This window comes from Stenotrophomonas sp. CFBP8980 (assembly GCF_034046095.1).
Taxonomy (GTDB): domain Bacteria; phylum Pseudomonadota; class Gammaproteobacteria; order Xanthomonadales; family Xanthomonadaceae; genus Stenotrophomonas; species Stenotrophomonas lacuserhaii.
The window spans coordinates 76640-96109 of sequence record NZ_JAXCXF010000008.1; the positions used below are offsets into that span (position 1 = coordinate 76640).

14 protein-coding genes, 3 tRNA genes and 1 pseudogene are annotated in these 19470 nt (G+C 67.6%); 10 read left to right on the forward strand and 8 right to left on the reverse strand.

Going from position 1 to position 19470, the window contains the following annotated elements; translation table 11 throughout:
- Window positions 1–44: 44 nt before the first annotated feature.
- Complete coding sequence (locus tag SOM47_RS15280; RefSeq protein ID WP_320506068.1) at window positions 45–950, reverse strand: AraC family transcriptional regulator; 906 nt, start codon at window positions 948–950, stop codon at window positions 45–47.
- A gap of 142 nt (window positions 951–1092) precedes the next feature.
- Between SOM47_RS15280 and SOM47_RS15285 the strand changes: the two genes are divergently transcribed.
- The 4 genes and pseudogenes from SOM47_RS15285 to SOM47_RS15300 all read left to right on the forward strand — a co-directional run bounded on the left by SOM47_RS15285 (window position 1093) and on the right by SOM47_RS15300 (window position 5878).
- On the forward strand, window positions 1093–1536 hold the full coding sequence (locus SOM47_RS15285; protein WP_042615348.1) for a MarR family winged helix-turn-helix transcriptional regulator: 444 nt from the start codon (window positions 1093–1095) through the stop codon (window positions 1534–1536).
- Window positions 1533–3023 (forward strand): efflux transporter outer membrane subunit, encoded by a 1491-nt coding sequence (locus SOM47_RS15290; protein ID WP_320506069.1) that lies wholly within the window; start codon window positions 1533–1535, stop codon window positions 3021–3023. Before SOM47_RS15285 ends, SOM47_RS15290 begins: the two co-directional genes overlap by 4 nt.
- Window positions 3024–3034: 11 nt before the next feature.
- Window positions 3035–4198, forward strand: a pseudogene (gene emrA, locus SOM47_RS15295) (multidrug efflux MFS transporter periplasmic adaptor subunit EmrA); the annotation flags it as partial.
- Between the two features lie 96 nt (window positions 4199–4294).
- On the forward strand, window positions 4295–5878 hold the full coding sequence (locus SOM47_RS15300; RefSeq protein WP_192083937.1) for a DHA2 family efflux MFS transporter permease subunit: 1584 nt from the start codon (window positions 4295–4297) through the stop codon (window positions 5876–5878).
- Between the two features lie 115 nt (window positions 5879–5993).
- Here SOM47_RS15300 and SOM47_RS15305 read toward each other — a convergent pair.
- Window positions 5994–6080, reverse strand: a tRNA-Leu gene (locus SOM47_RS15305).
- Between the two features lie 75 nt (window positions 6081–6155).
- Complete coding sequence (locus SOM47_RS15310; RefSeq protein ID WP_320506070.1) at window positions 6156–7052, reverse strand: LysR family transcriptional regulator; 897 nt, start codon at window positions 7050–7052, stop codon at window positions 6156–6158.
- A gap of 89 nt (window positions 7053–7141) precedes the next feature.
- Between SOM47_RS15310 and SOM47_RS15315 the strand changes: the two genes are divergently transcribed.
- Window positions 7142–7891, forward strand: a complete 750-nt coding sequence (locus SOM47_RS15315; RefSeq protein ID WP_320506071.1) for a sulfite exporter TauE/SafE family protein — start codon at window positions 7142–7144, stop codon at window positions 7889–7891.
- Between the two features lie 44 nt (window positions 7892–7935).
- Here the strand turns inward: SOM47_RS15315 and SOM47_RS15320 are convergent.
- Together SOM47_RS15320 and SOM47_RS15325 are read right to left on the reverse strand one after the other, a co-directional pair.
- Window positions 7936–8022: transfer RNA gene (locus SOM47_RS15320), tRNA-Leu, on the reverse strand.
- A 107-nt stretch (window positions 8023–8129) separates the two neighbouring features.
- A tRNA-Leu gene (locus tag SOM47_RS15325) sits at window positions 8130–8216 on the reverse strand.
- Window positions 8217–8344: 128 nt separating this feature from the next.
- On the opposite strand from SOM47_RS15325, the gene rnr reads away from it, so the two are divergent.
- The 3 genes from rnr (at window position 8345) to rlmB (ending at window position 12167) form a co-directional block, all read left to right on the forward strand.
- Complete coding sequence (gene rnr, locus SOM47_RS15330) at window positions 8345–10816, forward strand: ribonuclease R (RefSeq protein ID WP_192083934.1); 2472 nt, start codon at window positions 8345–8347, stop codon at window positions 10814–10816.
- Between the two features lie 58 nt (window positions 10817–10874).
- On the forward strand, window positions 10875–11357 hold the full coding sequence (locus SOM47_RS15335) for a GFA family protein (RefSeq protein ID WP_320506073.1): 483 nt from the start codon (window positions 10875–10877) through the stop codon (window positions 11355–11357).
- 63 nt (window positions 11358–11420) lie between these two features.
- Window positions 11421–12167: a 23S rRNA (guanosine(2251)-2'-O)-methyltransferase RlmB gene (gene rlmB / locus SOM47_RS15340; protein ID WP_042615355.1), complete on the forward strand. Its 747-nt coding sequence runs from the start codon at window positions 11421–11423 to the stop codon at window positions 12165–12167.
- A 263-nt stretch (window positions 12168–12430) separates the two neighbouring features.
- Here rlmB and SOM47_RS15345 read toward each other — a convergent pair whose 3' ends face one another.
- From SOM47_RS15345 to SOM47_RS15355, 3 genes are read right to left on the reverse strand one after another with little or no spacing between them, the layout of a single operon-like run.
- Entirely contained in the window at window positions 12431–13867 is a 1437-nt protein-coding gene (locus SOM47_RS15345; protein WP_414715818.1) for an efflux transporter outer membrane subunit, read from the reverse strand.
- Between the two features lie 8 nt (window positions 13868–13875).
- Window positions 13876–15843: a MacB family efflux pump subunit gene (locus SOM47_RS15350; RefSeq protein WP_320506075.1), complete on the reverse strand. Its 1968-nt coding sequence runs from the start codon at window positions 15841–15843 to the stop codon at window positions 13876–13878.
- Window positions 15840–17084, reverse strand: coding sequence for an efflux RND transporter periplasmic adaptor subunit (locus SOM47_RS15355; protein WP_320506076.1), 1245 nt, complete (start codon window positions 17082–17084; stop codon window positions 15840–15842). The genes SOM47_RS15350 and SOM47_RS15355 overlap by 4 nt, the downstream gene beginning before the upstream one ends.
- Window positions 17085–17285: 201 nt before the next feature.
- On the opposite strand from SOM47_RS15355, the gene SOM47_RS15360 reads away from it, so the two are divergent.
- Window positions 17286–18014: a response regulator gene (locus SOM47_RS15360; protein ID WP_192083930.1), complete on the forward strand. Its 729-nt coding sequence runs from the start codon at window positions 17286–17288 to the stop codon at window positions 18012–18014.
- Window positions 18011–19423: an ATP-binding protein gene (locus tag SOM47_RS15365; protein WP_320506077.1), complete on the forward strand. Its 1413-nt coding sequence runs from the start codon at window positions 18011–18013 to the stop codon at window positions 19421–19423. The genes SOM47_RS15360 and SOM47_RS15365 overlap by 4 nt, the downstream gene beginning before the upstream one ends.
- Window positions 19424–19470 lie beyond the last annotated feature (47 nt).

The following is a 19470-nucleotide window of genomic DNA, read 5'->3' on the forward strand; positions in this document are numbered from 1 at the left end:
TGTGTTCGGAGGCGGCGACGGCCATCGCCCTCGCAATGCGTTGATTATCCGGATGCGGCCGGAGAAGCCAAGCCACGCGGTGGATCCAGTCCGTGCGCGGCACGGGCCAGATAGCGTCCGGGCGGCACCCCGAAATGGTGGCGGAACACGGTGACGAAGGCGCTGGAGCTGCTGAAGCCCAGTGCGTGGGCGATATCGGCCACCGCGCGGCCCTCGCTGAGCTGGCGCAGCGCCTCGGCCAGCCGCGCCTGCTGGCGCCAGTGGGCGAAGCTCAGCGTGGTCTCTTCGCGGAAATGGCGGGTCAGCGAACGGGTCGACAGGCCCGCCCAGGCCGCCCACTGCGCCAGGCTGCGGTCATCGGCCGGTTCGGCCAGCAGCTGCGAGGCGATCTTCAGCAGGCGCCGGTCGCGCGGCATCGGCAGGTGCATGCGCTGGCGCGGGGCGGCACGGATCTCGTCCAGCAGCACCTCGATCAGGTGCTGCTGGGGTGCGCTGGCGGCATCGGCGATCGGCCAGTCGCAGACCCGCAATGCCACCGCCTGCAGCAACGGGGAGATGCCGATCACGCAGGGATCAGCCGGCAGATCGCGGCACAGCGTTGGCGCCAGCACCATGCCCCAGCCGCGCAGCGGCCCATCAATGGCCACCGTGTGCGGTTCGGCGGCGGGCATCCAGCCGGCCGATCCAGGCGCCAGCGACCAGGTCCCGTGACGGGTGCGGGTGGTGAGCAGGCCACTTTCCACGCAGATCAGCTGGGCACGGCCGTGGGTGTGCCAGTCCACCTCGTTGGCCAGGCCGGTCGGGCTGTCGATGCGGAAGCCCACCACTGGCAGCCCATCCTCGCGTTCGAACCACTCCAGCGCACTCTCGCGCAGGACCTGCCGGCCCGCCTCGATGTCGGGGCCTTGGCGGACGTGAGCGGGCGAGGTTGGCTGGAAACTGTCATTCATTGGCTGGATTGTACTACCGGGCCAATGACGCGCGCTATTAACGTGGCGGCCTCCGATCACGCCATTGCTGCAACACAGCATTCCTAGCCAGATCGAAATATTTCCATTGAGAAATATATTTTTTGGAAGAGAATGCTACCCCATGATCTGTCCTTCCGACTCACCCCCCAGCTTCGGGCTGCTGCTGCGCCAGGTGCGCGACGGCCTGGTCCGCCAACTGGATGCCTCGATGGCCGAAGAAGACCTTGGCCTCAACTTCACCCACTACATCGGCCTGAAGGTGCTTGCGCGGATGGCGCCGTGCACCGCCAACGAGCTGGCCAAGGCGATCGACCAGGTGCCCAGCGCGGTAACCCGCCTGCTGGACAAGCTCGAGGCGCTGGGCTGCGTTCGCCGCGAAGCACATGCGCAGGACCGGCGCGCGCTGCAGATCGTACTGACCGAAGAAGGCCGCGCGCTGTGGCTGCGGCTGCAGAAACGTGGCGAAGACGTGATCGATTACGCCTCCCGTGAGCTCAGCGCCGACGAACGCGCGCAGCTGCTCTCCCTCTTGACCCGAATCCGCGACTCCCTGGCGACTCCATGACTCCCATCTCTCTCTCTTCCATCCGGCGGCACGGCCGGCCGTTGCTGCTGGCGAGCCTCGCGCTGGCGCTGGCAGCGTGCGCCAGCAGCCGTGGCCTGCAGCCGCAGGGCGCGCTGCGCGATGTCGATTCCCTGCACAGCGAGCGCACGCTGGCCGATGCTTCGCTGGGTGCGGCCGGTTTCCCCGCGCGCGACTGGTGGACCGCGCTGGGCGACCCGCAGCTGGATGCGCTGATCAGCGAAGGGCTGGCCAGCCACCCCAGCCTGGAAGCGGCTGACGCACGCCTGCGCCAGGCCCGTTCGCAGGTCGGCGGTGCACGTGCGGATCAGCTGCCGAACCTGTCTGTTTCCGGTGGGTACACCGGCCTGCGCCTGCCCGAGTCGATGCTCGGCGAGGAGACCGGTGGCCATTACGCCGGCAGTGGGCAGGTCGCCTTCAATTTCAGCTACGGCGTGGACCTGTGGGGCGGCAAGCGCGCGACCTGGGAAGCGGCGGTGGACAGCGCCCATGCGGCGGCCATCGATGCGCAGGCCGCTCGACTGAACCTGTCGGCCAACATCACCCAGGCCTATGCCGGGCTGGCCTATGCGTGGCAACTGCACGACGTGGCGGCCGAAGAACTGGCGCGCTCGCAGAAGGCGCTGCAGCTGACCCGCCAGCGCCGCGCGGCCGGCATCGACAGCGACCTGCAGGTGCGCCAGGCCGAATCCCGCGTGCCGGCGGCGCAGCAGCAGTTGCAGGCCGCCCAGCAGCAGATCGACGAAGGCCGCACCGCATTGGCCGCGCTGGTCGGGCAGGGGCCGGATCGTGGCCTGCGGATCGAACGCCCCCGTGCGCTTGATCCGATGGCGCTGCAGCTGCCGGGCGTGCTGCCCAGCGCGCTGCTGGGCCGTCGTCCGGACATCGTGGCGGCGCGCTGGCGGGTGGAAGCGGCCGGCAAGCAGATCGATGCAGCCAAGGCGACGTTCTATCCCAGCCTCAACCTCACCGCGCTGGCCGGGGTGGTCGCCCCGAATGTTGGCGACCTGTTGCAGAGCAGCTCCACCTTCGCCTACCTCGGCCCTGCGCTGAGCCTGCCGATCTTCGACGGCGGCCGGCTGCGCGCAGGACTGGACAGCAAGGACGCCGATTACGACCTGGCGGTGGCCACCTACAACCAGCGGCTGGTGGATGCGCTGCACGAGGTGGCCGATCAGGTCAACGCCGTGCGCTCGCTGCAGCAGCAGGCGCAGTCGCAGCAGCAGGCGGTGGATACCGCGCGCGCTGCGCATGGCCTGGCCGAACAGCGCTACCGCGCCGGCATCGGCGGCTACCTCGACGTGCTGACCGCGCAGTCCACCTTGTTGCAGGCACAGCAGCGCTTGGCCGGGCTGCAGTCGCAGCAGGTGCTGTCCTCGGTGCGCCTCAGCCAGGCGCTGGGCGGGGGTTTCGAGCCCACTGCCGATGACAGCCGCCGCGCCGCCTCCCTTTCCGATTCGCATTCCTGAAGAAGCCTCCCATGAGCCAGACTCCCAATTCCGCGGCCCCCGCCGCTCCCAGCCGCCGCGGCAAGCTGCTGCGCGGACTGCTTGTCATCGTGCTGCTGCTGATCGCCGCCGCTGCCCTGTGGTACTTCATGTTCGGCCGTTGGTTCGAAGAAACCGACGATGCCTATGTCGGTGGCAACCAGGTGCAGATCACCTCGATGATCACCGGCACGGTGGTCGGCATCGCGGCCGACGACGGCATGCGCGTGGAGCGCGGCCAGGTGCTGGTGCAGCTGGATCCGTCCGATACCGAAGTCGCCCTGCAGCAGGCCGAAGCCAAGCTGGCCGGTACCGTGCGCCAGGTACGCGGTCTGTACCGCAGCGTGGAAGGGGCGCAGGCCGAACTCAATGCCCGCCAGGTCACCCTGAAGCGCGCCCGTGATGACTTCGCACGCCGCAAGGACCTGGCGGCCACCGGCGCCATTTCCAATGAAGAGCTGGCGCATGCACGCGATGAACTGGCTGCTGCCGAAGCGGCCGTGGCCGGTTCGCGCGAGACCTTCGAGCGCAGCCGGGCATTGGTGGATGACACCGTGATCGCCACGCAGCCGGACGTGCAGGCCGCCGCAGCGCAGCTGCGCCAGGCGTGGCTCAACAATGCGCGTGCCGGCATCGTTTCGCCGGTCACCGGCTACGTGGCGCGTCGTTCGGTGCAGGTGGGCCAGCGCGTGCAGCCGGGCAATGCGCTGATGGCGGTGGTGCCGACCGAACAGATGTGGGTGGAAGCCAATTTCAAGGAAACCCAGTTGCGGCACATGCGCCTGGGCCAGGAAGTGGAGCTGCGTTCGGACCTGTACGGTGGCGACGTGCGCTATACCGGCCACCTGACCAGCCTGGGGATGGGCACCGGTTCAGCGTTCTCGCTGCTGCCGGCGCAGAATGCCAGCGGCAACTGGATCAAGATCGTGCAGCGGGTGCCGGTGCGCATCGCCATCGATGCCAAGCAGCTGGCCGAACACCCGCTGCGCATCGGCCTGTCGATGAAGGCCGAGGTGAGCCTGCGTGACCAGAAGGGCGAAGTGCTGCCCAGCCAGGTCGCTACCGGTTCGGTGTTCGACACCGATGTGTATTCCAAGCAGATGCACGACGCCGACGAGGCGATCCACGGCATCATCCAGGGCAACCTGCCGCAGCGCGCCGATGCGGCCGCAGCGGCCAGCCCGAAGGCGACCGCCGCGGTGGGCCAGCAGCCGACCACGCCGCCCCACGTCTCCAAGGCAGGCTGAGTTTCCATGTCTTCCCAAGCCCCTGCCGTGCCCGCTGCGCCGGGCCCGCCGGCCGCCCCGGCGACCGGTTTCCTGCCGCCCAACATCGCCCTGTGCACCGCCGGCCTGGCGATGGCCTCGTTCATGCAGGTGCTGGACACCACCATCGCCAACGTGTCCCTGCCGACCATCGCCGGCAACCTGGGCGCCAGTTCGCAGCAGGCCACCTGGGTCATCACCTCCTTCGCCGTCAGCACCGCCATCGCGCTGCCGCTGACCGGCTGGCTCAGCCGGCGGGTCGGTGAGACCAAGCTGTTCGTGTGGGCCACGCTGGCCTTCACCATCGCCTCGCTGCTGTGCGGGCTGGCCCAGAGCATGGGCATGCTGGTGGTGTCGCGCGCGCTGCAGGGCTTCGTTGCCGGGCCGATGTATCCCATCACCCAGTCGCTGCTGGTGTCGATCTACCCGCGTGAGAAACGCGGGCAGGCGCTGGCGCTGCTGGCGATGATCACCGTGGTGGCGCCGATCTGCGGGCCGATCCTGGGGGGCTGGATCACCGACAACTACAGTTGGGAATGGATCTTCCTGATCAACGTGCCGCTGGGCATCTTCGCAGCCCTGGTGGTGGGCAACCAGATGAAGGGCCGCCCGGAGCAGATCGAAAAGCCCAAGATGGATTACGTCGGCCTGGTCACCCTGGTGATCGGCGTCGGCGCGCTGCAGTTGGTGCTCGATCTGGGCAACGACGAAGACTGGTTCAGTTCGCCGATGATCGTCGCGCTGTCCTGCGTTTCGGTGGTCGCGCTGGCGGTGTTCCTGATCTGGGAACTGACCGACAAGGATCCCATCGTCGACCTGCGCCTGTTCCGTCACCGCAACTTCCGGGCAGGCACGATGGCGATGGTGGTGGCCTACGCGGCGTTCTTCAGCGTGTCGCTGCTGATCCCGCAATGGCTGCAGCGTGACATGGGCTACACCGCGATCTGGGCCGGCCTGGCCACCGCGCCGATCGGCATCCTGCCGGTGATCATGACCCCCTTCGTGGGCAAGTACGCATCGCGCTTCGACATGCGCATGCTGGCTTCGGTGGCGTTCGTGTTCCTGTCCTTCACCAGCTTCCTGCGTTCCGGGTTCAACCTGCAGGTGGACTTCCAGCACGTGGCCGGCGTGCAGTTGCTGATGGGCGTCGGCGTGGCGCTGTTCTTCATGCCGGTGCTGCAGATCCTGCTGTCCGACCTGGACGGGCGCGAGATCGCCGCCGGCTCCGGCCTGGCCACGTTCCTGCGCACGTTGGGCGGCAGCTTTGCCGCTTCGTTGACTACCTGGCTGTGGTCACGGCGCACCCAGGTGCACCATGCCGACATCACCGAGCACATATCGGTGTACCAGCCGGGCATCCAGGAGCAGGTGACCGCGATGGGGCAGGGCGACCTGCAGCATGGCGCGGCGGCGCTCAATACGATGATCAACCATCAGGCATCGCAGATGGGATTCAACGACATCTTCTTCCTGCTGGGCTGGATCTTCCTGGCCATCATCGCGTTCCTGTGGCTGGCCAAGCCACCCTTCGGCGCAGGCGCGGGAAGTGCGGCGGCCGCGGGCGGGCATTGATCTGCACCCAAAAGCGCCGAGCATTGCTCGGCGTTTTTCTTTGCACGGCGCCCTGGATCCCGAACGCCAGGCATGAAAAAACCCGCTTGCGCGGGTTTGATCATTTTCCGAGTCGTGGTGCCCAGGAGAGGACTCGAACCTCCACGAAGTTGCCCCCGCTAGCACCTGAAGCTAGTGCGTCTACCAATTCCGCCACCTGGGCGACTCAGGAGGAGAATTATGGGGAACGAATTAATTTGTGTCAACAACATTTCTGCATGCGGATGATGTGAACTGCTCAGTCGTCCACTGCGTGCCCGCCGAGGTGCAGCAGCAGGCTCTGCATCGAGCGTGAAAGGCCGTTCCAACGGACGAAGCACAGGCTCAGCTGGCGGCGCGCCCAGGCATCTTCCAGCGCGATGGCATGGAAGCCGTAACGGCGGCGATGCTGCCGGCAGATCGAGCGCGGCACGATGCCGATGCCGATCCCGTGGCCGACCATCTCGCACACGCCCTCGAAGGTCTTCATGCGGATGCGCGGTGAAAGCGTGCGGCCGAGCGCACGCGCGTTTTCTTCGATGTGTTCCTGCAGTGCGTTGCCATCGGCGAGGGCGACGAAGGTATCGCCCAGCACCTCTGCGAAGGTTGCCGACGTACGGGTCGCAAGCCGGTGCGTGGCCGGCACGATCAGCAGCAGCGGATCATCGGCCACCGGCTGCAGCTGCAGCGGGGCGCTGTCCACGGCATCGGAGGTGATGCCGGCCTCGGCCTGTCCGCCGCGTACTGCGCGCACGATCTCCTTGCTGGTACGTTCCTTCAGGTCCACGTGCAGGCGCGGTCTCGCGGCCATCCAGGGTGCCAGCCGGCCCGGCAGGAAGGTAGTGAGTGCGCCGGTGTTGGCATACAGGTGCAGGGTGCCACGCGCACCGCTGGCGAACTCCTGCAGTTCTTCGCGCAGCAGCGACTGCTGGCGCAGCATCAGCCGTGCATGGTGGGCGAGGGCTTCACCGGCCTCGGTGGTGGTGACCCCGCGCGGGTGGCGGGTCAGCAGGGTGATGCCCGCTTCGGCCTCCATCGTGCGCAGCCGTTCGCTGGTCGAGGCCAGTGCAAGGTGCGCGCGTTCGGCGCCCGCCGTGATGCTGCCGGCTTCAACCACCATCAGGAACAGGCGCAGGTCCGCCAGGTCCATTCGCATATCCGCTGCTCCCTGCCTTCGGCCCAGCCGAAGGCTCGCTCATCCAGGCCGCATTGTGCCGCAGGCGGCTGGCAGGTCCTAATGGCGCCATGAACGATTCGCTCTACTTCTATTTCCTGTTGGTGGTGGTGTTCGTGTTGGCGGGCGTGGTCAAGGGCGTGACCGGCATGGGCCTGCCCACTGTCGCGATGGGCCTGCTGGGCAGCGCGCTTTCACCGGTGGCCGCCGCCTCGATGCTGTTCGTGCCGACCCTGGTCACCAACGCGTGGCAGATCCTGGCCGGGCCGTCGATCGGGCGCATCGTGCGCCGGCTGTGGCCGATGATGCTGGGCGTGGTGGTCGCCACCGTGGCCGGCGCGGCGCTGCTGGTGCGGGTGCAGGCGCGCTGGTCCGGCCTGGCACTGGGCGCGGCGCTGATCGTGTATGCCCTGTACTCGGCGTTCGCGCCGGCCTTCCGCGTGCCGCCGCGGAAGGAGCGCTGGCTGTCGCCGCTGGTCGGTGCGGCATCCGGCCTGGTCACCGGTGCCACCGGGGTGTTCGTGATGCCGGCCGTGCCGTACCTGCAATCGCTCGGGCTGGATCGCGATGAGCTGGTGCAGGCGCTGGGCCTGGCGTTCACCGTATCCACGATCTCGCTGACCACCGGGCTGCTGGTGCACGGGGCGTTCGGTGTGCAGCAGCTGGGGCTGAGCGCGCTGGCGATCGTGCCGGCGCTGGCGGGGATGTGGCTGGGCCAGAAGATCCGCGGGCGGATCAGCGCGCGTGCGTTCCGGCTGTGCTTCCTCGGCTTCCTGCTGTTGCTGGGAATCGAGCTGGTGGTGCGTCCCTGGATCGGATGAAAAGGCAAAAAAAAACCCCGCATCAGCGGGGTTTTTTTTATCGATGGTGCCCAGGAGAGGACTCGAACCTCCACGAAGTTGCCCCCGCTAGCACCTGAAGCTAGTGCGTCTACCAATTCCGCCACCTGGGCATCGAGGGAGCGAATTATGCAGAGGCGTGAAGAGGCTGTCAACCCTGTTTTCCAAGCGTTTTATCACGCCCAACAAAAAACCCCCGCTTGCGCGAGGGTTGTTTGTTTGGTGCCCAGAAGAGGACTCGAACCTCCACGAAGTTGCCCCCGCTAGCACCTGAAGCTAGTGCGTCTACCAATTCCGCCATCTGGGCTTGCAGAGCGGGCGATTTTGAAGACGCGAGAGGCGGTTGTCAACGGTTTTCTTGAAATAAGGGCCGCCATTCATTTACGCCGGGCCATGACCCGTTCTGCACGCCCGCAGCGGCTACCATGGAGGGCGATGAACACCAAAAAACCAAGCAAGGGCGGGAAGAGCTCCCGCACATCGCCGCCCCAGGGCGCCCCCGCCGGATCGCCGAAGGGCGCGAAGAAGAAGAGTCTTCCGCCGTGGATGCCGGAAACCCTGACCGGTGGAAGCGCCGGTGCGGCTGCCGCGCCGCGTGGCGCAGGCCGCCGCGGCCCGCCCCCGTCCGGCCCGCGCGGTCGCCGTCCGTTGCCGCCGCTGGGCGCCCCGGTGGATGATCCGCACGCCGCCCGCGAAGCGGAGAAATACGAGCAGCCCATCGCCAGCCGCGAGGCCATCCTGGCCTTGCTGGAACGCTGCGAAGGGCCGCAGACCGCCGAGGAAGTCGGTGCCCGCCTGGGCCTGACCGCACCGGATCGCGCCGAAGCGCTGTCGCGCCGGCTGGGTGCCATGGTCCGAGACGGCCAGCTGGTGCAGAACCGCCGCGGTGGTTTCGCCCCGATCCAGGCGCTGAACCTGGTGACCGGCGTGGTGATCGCCAATCCGGAAGGCTTCGGCTTCCTGCGCCCGGTGGAAGGCGGCGACGACCTGTTCCTGCCACCTTATGAAATGCGCAAGGTCATGCACGGTGACAAGGTGCTGGCCAACGTGACCGGCATCGACCACCGCGGTCGCCGCGAGGGCAGCATCGCCCGCGTGCTCGAGCGCGGCATGACCCGCCTGATCGGTCGCTTCAGCGTGGAGATGGGCATCAATTACGTGGTGCCCGATGACAAGCGCATCCAGCGCAATGTGCAGGTACCGCCGGACCACACCGGGGGCGCGCGCGATGGACAGCTGGTGGTGTGCGAACTGACCCAGGCCCCGGACAGCCGCCGTCCGCCGATCGGCCGCATCATCGCCGTGCTCGGCGACAAGCTGACCGCTTCGCTGGTGGTGGAAACGGCCATCCACGGGCACGAACTGCCGTTCGAATTCCCGCAGGAAGTGCTCGATGAAGCCGCCTCGGTTCCGCTGGTGGTCGAACCGGCGATGATCGGCAACCGCGTGGACCTGCGCAGCACCCCACTGGTCACCATCGATGGCGAGGATGCCAAGGACTTCGACGACGCGGTCTATTGCGAACCCAATGCCAACGGCTTCCGGCTGGTGGTGGCCATCGCCGATGTCTCCAACTACGTGCGTCCCGGCACGCCGCTGGATGACGAAGCGCAGAAGCGCGCCACCTCGGTGTATTTCCCGGGCTTCGTGGTGCCGATGCTGCCGGAGACGCTGTCCAACGGCATCTGCTCGCTGATGCCCAAGGTCGACCGCATGTGCTTTGTCTGCGACATGCAGGTGGATCGCGATGGCCAGGTCAGCAGCTCGAAATTCTACGAAGCGGTGATGAACTCGCACGCGCGCCTGACCTACACCCAGGTGTGGCAGGCGGTGGGCGAGGACGACGCCGGCGCCAAGGCGGTGATCGGTCCGCTGATGCCGCAGGTGGAGCGCCTGTACCAGCTGTACCACGTGCTGGCCAAGGCTCGCAGCAAGCGCGGCGCGATCGAGTTCGAATCCAGCGAAGTCCGCTTCGTGCTGGACAACACCGGTGAGGTTACCCAGGCCGGCATGCTGGTGCGCAACGATGCGCACAAGCTGATCGAAGAATGCATGATCGCCGCCAACGTGGAGGCCGCGCGCTACCTGCTCGGCCACGGCGTGCCGGCACCGTATCGCGTGCATGAAAAGCCGCCGGAGACCAAGTTCGCCGACCTGCTGGAGTTCCTCAAGGAGTTCAAGCTGAGCCTGCCGCCGTGGTCGAAGGTGGTGCCGGGCGACTACACCAAGCTGCTGAAGAAGATCCGTGATCGCCCCGATGCCGCCCTGCTGGAATCGGTGCTGCTGCGCAGCCAGAGCCTGGCCGTGTACAGCCCGGACAACAACGGTCACTTCGGCCTGGCGCTGGAGGCGTACGCACACTTCACCTCGCCGATCCGTCGTTACCCCGACCTGCTGGTGCACCGTGCGATCAAGCACGCGCTGACCGGTGCACGCGTCGACAAGTACACCTACACCGCGCGCGAGATGGCCGCGCTGGCGCTGCAGTGTTCCGAGCGTGAGCGCCGTGCCGACGAGGCCGAGCGCGAAGTGGACGAGCGTTACCGCGCCGCGTGGATGGAAAAGCACGTCGGCGGCCAGTTCGAAGGCGTGATCAGCGGCGTCACCAGCTTCGGTCTGTTCGTTGAACTGACCGATTCCAAGGTGCAGGGCCTGGTGCATGTCACCCAGCTGCCGCATGACTATTACAAGTTCGATGCGGTGCGTAAGACGCTCGGTGGCGAGCGTCGCGGCACCAGCTACCGCTTGGGCGACAGCGTGCGCGTGCTGGTGCTGAAGGCAAGCATGGAAGAGCGCAAGATCGACTTCCGCCTGGTCGAGCACAAGGGCGAGGAAGAAGAAGCACCGCGCGCGGCACCACTGCCCGAGCACGGCAAGCCGGCCAAGCGCACCAAGAAGAAGTACTGAGAAGACGCGGGTAGCGCCGGGTCCTGCCCGGCGTCCGCTGCAGAGGGAGGCGAACATCATGCAGGGCCAACCCGAACACAGCGGCGGCTGCCAGTGCGGCGCCGTCCGCTTCGAAGTCCGAGGTGAGCTGAAGGACAGCTCGATATGCCACTGCCGGATGTGCCAGAAAGCCTTCGGTGCTTATTACGCGCCGTTGGTTTCAGTGCGCGGCGCGCAGTTCAGCTGGACCCGTGGCCAGCCCAGCCATTACCAGTCGTCCAACCTGGTGCGGCGCGGCTTCTGCAACCAGTGTGGCACCCCGCTCACCTACGAAGCGCCGGACGGAATGGCCATCGCCGCCGGGGCCTTCGACCAGCCTGCGCGGCTGCCGCCGGTGCGCCAGTACGGCATGGAAGCGCGGCTGCCGTTCATTGATGCGCTGGGCGCATTGCCGTCCTCACGTACCGAGCAGGACGTGGAGGCGCTGGAATTCCTCGCCCGGCTGGTCTCCCACCAGCATCCGGACCACGACACCCCGCACTGGCCCCCGCAGAGTCGCTGAGGCGCCTGCGCCGGCGCGGCCGATGCTCTACCATACCCACCCCCCTTACCGGTCACGCCGAGCATGAGCAGCAAGAGCAGCCAGTGGATTGTCGGCGTCAACGCCGTCGCTTCCTCCATCGAGAACGATGCCGAGAACGTCCGCGAGGTGCTGGTCGAAGCTGGCGCGAAGAACCCGCGGCTGGTCGAGATCGAGGAAAATGCCCGCCGCAAGGGCATCGACGTGCGCAAGGTGAACAGCCAGGCGCTGGACGGTGTCGGCGGATCGGTGCGCCACCAGGGCGTTGCCGCGCGTTATGCCGCTGCGCGCACCTACAACGAAAACGAGCTGGAAGCGCTGGTGGAGGCTGCCGAGGGCAGGGCGCTGCTGCTGGTGCTGGATGAGGTGCAGGATCCGCACAACCTCGGTGCCTGCCTGCGCAGTGCGGCCGCTGCCGGTGCCACGGCGGTGATCATCCCGAAGGACAAGTCGGCGACGGTGAACGCCACCGTGCGCAAGACCTCGGCCGGCGCCGCCGACCGTATCCCGGTGGTCGCGGTGACCAACCTGTCGCGCTGCCTGAAGGACCTGCAGAAGCAGGGTGTGTGGATCTACGGCCTGGCCGGTGAAGCGACCGCCTCGCTGTACGACCTGGACCTGAAGGGCAACATCGCGCTGGTACTGGGCGGCGAGGCGGACGGCCTGCGCCGGCTGACCCGCGAAAACTGCGATGGGCTGGTCAAGATCCCGATGCCCGGCGAGATAGAAAGCCTGAACGTGTCCGTTGCCACCGGCGTGAGCCTGTTCGAAGTGGTGCGCCAGCGCGGCTGAGCTGCCGTACCCGGTAGCGCTGCAGGCAGCGGCAGGAGCCGCTGCCAACGTCGCTTGCGACGGCCCGGAGGGTGCCGGTCAGGACGACCGGCATAGCCATGCTCGGCGAGCGCAGCGGAGACGCAGCAACAGCGTGACGACCAACGGTCGTCACCCACCAGGGCGGAAAGCGTGACGGCCAGCGGCCGTCACCCACCAAGGCGAAAAGCCTGACGGCCAGCGGCCGTCACTACCGGCGGCAGGAGGACGGCCAGCGGCCGTCACTACCTGGCTGCGCTGCCTCCCAGCGCTTTGAACAATGTGACGTCATTGGCCAGCTGGCTCTGCCGCACGCGCGCCAATGACAGCTCGGCCTGGCGCCGGGTCTGCTGCGCCAGCAGCCAATCGCGCAGGTCGGTCGCACCGACCCGGTAACGCACTTCTTCGGCCCGCTCCACCGCCACCGCCTCGTTGAACGAGGCTTGCGATGCGGCCACCTGGATGGCCAGCTGGTCACGCGCGGACAGCGCGTTGTCCACTTCGGACAGCGCGGTATACAACGTCTTGCGGAACGTGGTGGCGGCGATCTGGTAGTCCGTGCCGGCCACATCCGTGTCCAGCTGCGCACGCTGCAGGTTGAGGAAGGGCAGGGCCAAGCCTGCGCCCAGCGTGGCCACCGGATTGCGCAGCACATCGCCCAGGCTCGGACCGCTGGTGCCGATGCCACCGTTCAGGCTCAGCGTCGGGTAGTAACCGGTGGCAGTCACGTGGATCTGCTTGAGGCTGTTGCGCAGGCGCAGTTCGGCCGCGCGCAGGTCCGGCCGGCGCGCCAGCAGCTCGGCTGGCAGGCCGGCCTGCAGCGACGGGCTGCTGGCGCCGGCCAGGCTTTGCGGCTCCTCCGCCTGCGGCCACGGCTGGCCATCCAGCAGCACGGTCAGTGCGTTGCGTGCCTCCACCCGCTGCTGTTCCAGCGCGGATTGCGCCGCACGTTGGGCCTCAAGGCTTTGCCGGGCCTGGCGCACTTCCATGCCCGATGCCGCGCCGGCATCCAGCCGCGCCCGTACCAGTTCCAGGGTGCGCTGCAGGCGCGTGAGGTCCTTCGCGCCCGCAGCGATGGACTGGTTGAGATAGGCCAGGTTCCAGTAGTAGTTGATCGCATCGCCGATGGCGATCAGCGCGGTGTTCTGCCGGTCTTCCTCGCTGGCCTGCGCCGACCACACCGCGATGTCACGCTGGGTGCGCAGTCTGCCCCACAGATCCACTTCCCACTGCAGCGAAACGCCGGTGCTGTAATCGCCCGTACGCTGCCAGTCCGCACTGCGGTCGATCGGTCGCGCCGTGCTGGTGCTGACGCCGGACAGGGACGGATCCGGCCACAGCGCATTGCGCGCCAGCCCCGCTTGCAGGCGGGCGCGCTGTACGTTCAGGCCAGCCACGGCGAGATCATTGTTGGCGTCCAGTACGCGGCTTACCAGGCGGTCCAGCCCGGCATCACCGAAGCCGATCCACCAGGCATCGGCGCGTACATCCGGGCGGGGCTGGTCCAGTCCGCTCCGCGGTGCTGTATCGGCAATGCCAAGGCTGGTGCTGTGGCTGCCATAGCGGGCGGGAACCGCGGCGTCCTGCACCGGGTAACGGCCCGCCGTGGCGCAGCCGGCCAGCGCGGCGAGCAGGGAACCGGCCAGCAGCAGGCGCGAAGGCATCGAATGGAAACGGGTCATGGGGATCCTCATTCGCGGGCCAGCGCGTCGACCGGATCCAGCTGCGCGGCACTGCGCGCGGGCAGGAAGCCGAAGGCCACGCCGATCAGGGTGGAACAGGCAAAGGCAGCAATGATGGACCCGGTGGAGAACACCATCTGGAAATCGTTGGAGAACCGGCCGAACGCCCAGCCCAGCGCCAGCGCGAGGCTGACGCCGATAAGCCCGCCCAGCAGGCAGACCAGCACTGCTTCGATCAGGAACTGCTGGCGGATGTCACTCTGGCGCGCCCCCACGGCCATTCGCACGCCGATCTCGCGGGTGCGCTCGGTCACCGACACCAGCATGATGTTCATCACCCCGATGCCGCCGACCAGCAGCGCAATGGCGGCAATCGCACCGATCAGCAGGGTCATCGTGCGCGTGGTCTGCTCGATGGTCTCACGGATTTCCGCACTGTTGCTCAGGAAGAAGTCCTCGGTGCCGTGGCGCATCGTCAGCACGTTGGTGATCGCTGCCTGGGCGGCGTCCATCGGCGTATCGTCCTTCACCCGCACGGTGATGCTTGACACATGGTTCTGGCCCAGCATGCGCGACATCGCCGTGGTGTGCGGCACCCAGACACTCAGGCTGGTGCTGCCGCCAAAGCCGAAACTCTGCCGCTTTGCCACCCCGACCACGCGCGCCGGTACGTTGCCGAGCAGGATCACCTGGCCGATCGGGTCGCTGTCCGGGAAGAACTGGGTCCTGGTGTTTTCGTCGATCACCGCGACCTGCGCCAGTGACTTCACCGCGTCGGTATCGAAGAAGCTGCCATTGACCAGGCTCACGCCTTTCACCCGGAAGAACTGCTCGCCGACCCCGGTCACCGAAGCGGTGGCAGACAGGTTGCGGTAGCGCGCGGTCACCGAGGTGGAGACGCTCGGCGTGGCACTGTCCACGTAGCTCTGCCCGGCCAGCGCATCGGCGTCGCTGGCCTTGAGCGTCTGCACCCGTGCCGAACGCATGTCACCGAAACCACGTCCCGGATAGACATCGATGGTGTTGGTGCCGAGCGAACTGATGTTCTGCAGGATCTGCTGTTGCGAGCCATTGCCCAGGGCCACCACCGACACCACCGAGGCGATGCCGATGATGATGCCGAGCATGGTCAGGAAGGTGCGCAGGCGGTGCGCGTTCATCGCCAGCAGGGCCATGCGGAAGGCTTCGGTGAAGCGGTCGCGGGCCGCGCGCCAGCTGTTGCCCTTGCCGGCATCGATGCTCGGTGCGCGCTGCGCACGGTAGGCGGGCGCCTTCTCGTTGACGCGGTCGGCGATGATCTCGCCATCGCGGATTTCGATGATGCGCTGGGCGTGCTCGGCCACGCTCATGTCGTGGGTCACGATGATGATGGTGTGGCCCTCGGCATGCAGCTCGCCCAGGATGCCCATCACCTCTTCGCCGGAACGCGTATCCAGCGCGCCGGTGGGTTCGTCGGCCAGGATCACCTCGCCGCCGTTCATCAGCGCACGCGCGATCGACACGCGTTGCTGCTGGCCGCCGGACAGCTGTCCCGGCTTGTGCTGCATGCGATCACCCAGCCCCAGGCGTTGCAGCAGCTGCACCGCACGCGCGCTGCGCTGCTCGCTCGGGTTGCCGGCATAGATGGCCGGCACTTCCACGTTGCCACGCGCATCCAGGTCGCCGAGCAGGTGGTAGCGCTGGAAGATGAAGCCGAAGTGCTCGCGGCGCAGTTCCGCCAGTTCATCCGGGTCCATGCGGCCGGTCTCGCGGCCGGCCACCTGGTAACTGCCGCGGGTAGGGCGGTCCAGGCAGCCCAGGATGTTCATCAGCGTCGACTTGCCGGAGCCGGATTGGCCGACGATGGCAACCATCTCACCGGCATGGATGTCCAGGTTGACGTCGCGCAGCACGGGGATGGTGTCCTCGCCGGCCGGAAATTCGCGGCGCAGGTCGCGCAGCCGCAACAGCACGTTGGAAGCGCCCGGGGTGCTCATCGGCGCGGTCCGCCGCCGCCCATGCCCGGCCCCATGCGCATGCCGGGGGCACGGTTGGACGAGGCCGAGGCGCTGGCCGAGCCGCCTTCGCCGACCACCACGCGCTCGCCTTCGGCCAGGCCGGACAGGATCTCGGCATTGGCACCGTTGTTGATACCGACCTTGACCCGGCGCGGCTGCGGCTGGCCGTCTTCGCCGACCACGCGCACCACCTGCTGGCCATCACGGGTCTTCTGCCCCAGCGCTACCGAAGGCACGGTCAGCGCGCCCTTGGCCTGCTTCAGCAGTACCGACACCTGCGCGGTCATGTCGATGCGCAGGGTGCCATCGGGGTTTTCAACGTCGAACAGCGCGTTGTAGTAGACCGCCGTGCTGGAGCTCGAACTGGATGAACTGCTGGAGCTGGACGAGCTCTCATTGGCGATCGATGCCGGCGCCGGATTCACCTGGCGCAGCGTGGCGTGGTACCTGCGGTCGGGTTCGCCCAGCGTGGTGAAGTACACCGGCATGCCGGGCTTGATCTTGACCACGTCGGCTTCGGATATCTCGGCATTGACCGTCACCAGGTCGAGCCGCGCCAGCATCACGATGGTCGGTGCGGTCTGGTTGGCGTTCACGGTGCGGCCTTCTTCGGTCACCACCGCCACCACCGTCCCGTCCATCGGCGCGGTGATGCGGGTGTAGGCCAGGTCGGCACGCGCGGTGGCGACTTCGGTTTCGCTGCCCTTGATCTGCGCCTGGTTGGCCTGGATCTGCGCGCGGGCAGTCTTCAGCGCGGCTTCGGCGGCGTCGTATTCCTGCCGCGAGGTGGCTTCAGCGGCGAGCATCTGCTGCTGGCGGGCGAAGTCCAGTTCGGCCTGGCGCAGGCTGGCCTGCTGCACCGCCAACTGCGCGCGCTGCTGCTGCAGGGTGGCTTCGGCCTTGAGCACGGTGTTCTGCTGGGTGGTGGCGTCGATCTCGGCGATCAGCTCGCCTTCCTTGACCGTATCGCCGAGCTGGACCTTCAGCGAGCGCACCTGGCCGGAGGCCTGCGCACCCACGCTGACCAGCCGGTAGGCGTCGATGACCCCGGTGGCATCCACCGTCTGCTCCACGTCGGCGCGGATCACCGGGGACGTGGCCAGCGTCGGTGCAGCGGGCTTGCGCAGCAGCCACCACGCGATGGTCGCGAGCAGCACGATGAGCAGCAGTGACAGCAACAGGCGACCGCGGCGGGTCTTGGGCAGCAGGCGGAAGATCACGGTGGGATGTACTCGGCAGGCCGTCCAGCGGCATCGCGTTCATTGTGCGAACCGTTTGCCTGCCGGCTCAATCCTCGGTGTGTGTCTGTGTGTAACATGGCGGCATCAAGCGTGTTTCAACGTGTATCGGGTAGGCCACTGGATACACTGCAACGCATGGGCCCGCGTGCGGTTCAGCTGCCGACAGGGGATGATGCCGCCATGGAGACCACCCACCCGATGCACCGCCTGCTCATCGTCGATGACGACAACGACATCCGCAGCCTGCTCGCCGAGCAGCTCGGTCGCGCCGGCTACCAGGTCAGTACCGCCGCCGATGGCGCGGGCATGCGCCAGGTGCTGGAGCGCGAGCATGTGGACCTGATCGTGCTGGACCTGAACCTTCCGCGCGAGGATGGGCTGACCCTCTGCCGCGACCTGCGCGCACGCTCGGCCACACCGGTGATCATGCTTACCGCACGCGCCGAACCCATCGATCGCGTACTGGGGCTGGAAATGGGAGCCGACGATTACCTGGCCAAGCCGTTCGAACCGCGCGAGCTGCTGGCGCGCATCCGCAACGTGCTGCGCAGGACCGAAGCATTGCCGGCCAATCTGGAGCCGCTGGCGATCCGCCGTGCGCGCTTCTCGCGCTGGATCTTCGACCTCGAACACCGCCACCTGGTTGATCCCGATGGTCGCGTGGTGGTGCTGTCCGGTGCTGAGTTCCGCCTGCTGCGGGTGTTCGTCGGGCATGCCAACAAGGTGCTGTCGCGCGAACAGCTGGTCGCCCTCAGTACCGGGCGCAACTACGAATCGCAGGACCGCGCCATCGACCTGCAGGTCAGTCGCCTGCGCAACAAGCTGGCCGATGACGGTGGCCCTGATGGCCTGATCAAGACCGTGCGCAACGAAGGCTATGTGCTGGCCACGGCGGTGACGCTGGAATGAGCCGGCTGCGCCGCTTCCTGTCTTCGATGGTGGGTCGGCTGTTCGTGATCCTGCTGCTGGGCATGGGCGTGGCGGCGATCGGCGCGACCTTGCTGGCCGGCGCCAAACGCCAGCAGGAGTTCGAACGGCAGAACCTGACCCGCATCGCCGACCGCCTGCAGGGCTACGTGAACCTGCTGGACGGCAATCCGGAACTGCGCGAGCGACTGCTGGCGGCGGGCGGGCCCAGCGTGCGCGTGCTGCTGCCCGGTGCCCGCCAAGGCAGGGCGGACAGCGCGTTGATGGACGTGCTGGCGGCGCGCCCCGGTCCGGTGGCCAGTGCGTCGGTGCATTTCACCTCCTTCCGGGCCTGCCTGCCGCGCATGGAAGACCTGCTGCCGCCGCCGGACAAGGACAAGCACCGCAACCGGCCGCCGCGCGAGCGCGATCCGGCTTTCATCCCACCGCGTTGCCGCGCGGTGCAGTTGACCCTGTCCGACGGCACCACGCTGGCGCTGGCGCTGGAATCGCCTGCGGTGGCGAACAATGGCGCGCTGGCGGTGGATCCGCTGTTCCTCAGCTTGCTGGTGCTCGCCATCGCCGTGCTGGCGTATGCCGTCGCGCGGATGGCCAGTGCGCCGCTGCAGCGGTTGGCCGGCGCCGCGCAGGAGCTGGGACAGGACCTGCACCGCGAGCCGATGCCGGTCACCGGCCCGCTGGAAGTCCAGCGCGCCGCCGAGGCCTTCAATGCCATGCAGCAGCAACTGCAGCGGCACCTGGCCGAGCGCACCCACATGCTGGCGGCGATCACCCATGACCTGCAGACGCCGGTCACGCGCCTGCGCCTGCGGCTTGAGAACGTGGAAGACGAAGCCCTGCGCGAGCGCCTGATCGCTGACCTGGCGGCCATGCAGGCGCTGATCCGCGAGGGGCTGGAGCTGGCGCGCAGCGCCGAAAGCGCCGAACAGCGGGCGCCGCTGGACCTGGATTCGTTGCTGGAAAGCCTGGTGGAAGATGCCGTGGAAGCTGGCGCCGACGCCCGCTTCGATGGCGGCTGTGGCGCGGTGCTGATGTTGCGGCCGCTGGCCATGCGCCGCCTTTTCAGCAACCTGCTGGACAACGCGCTGATGTACGGGCAGTCGGCCAGTGTGCGGGCCGAACGGGATGGCAAGGGCGTGCGGGTGCGCATCAGCGATCAGGGCCCCGGGCTGGCCGACGACGAGCTGCGCAGCGTGTTCGATCCCTTCGTGCGGCTGGAAACCTCGCGTTCGCGGGAAACCGGCGGGGCCGGACTGGGCCTGACCATCGCCCGCGCCCTGGCCGGCAAGGACGGCGCCCGGGTGAGCCTGGAGAACCGCCCAGGCGGCGGTCTGGATGCAGTCGTTTACTGGCCGGCGCCCGTGCTGGCCGTCTCGCGCGGCGGGGCTTGACACAGGCGGGCGCGGATTTGCCTATGATGCGCATCTCTTCCCAGCGT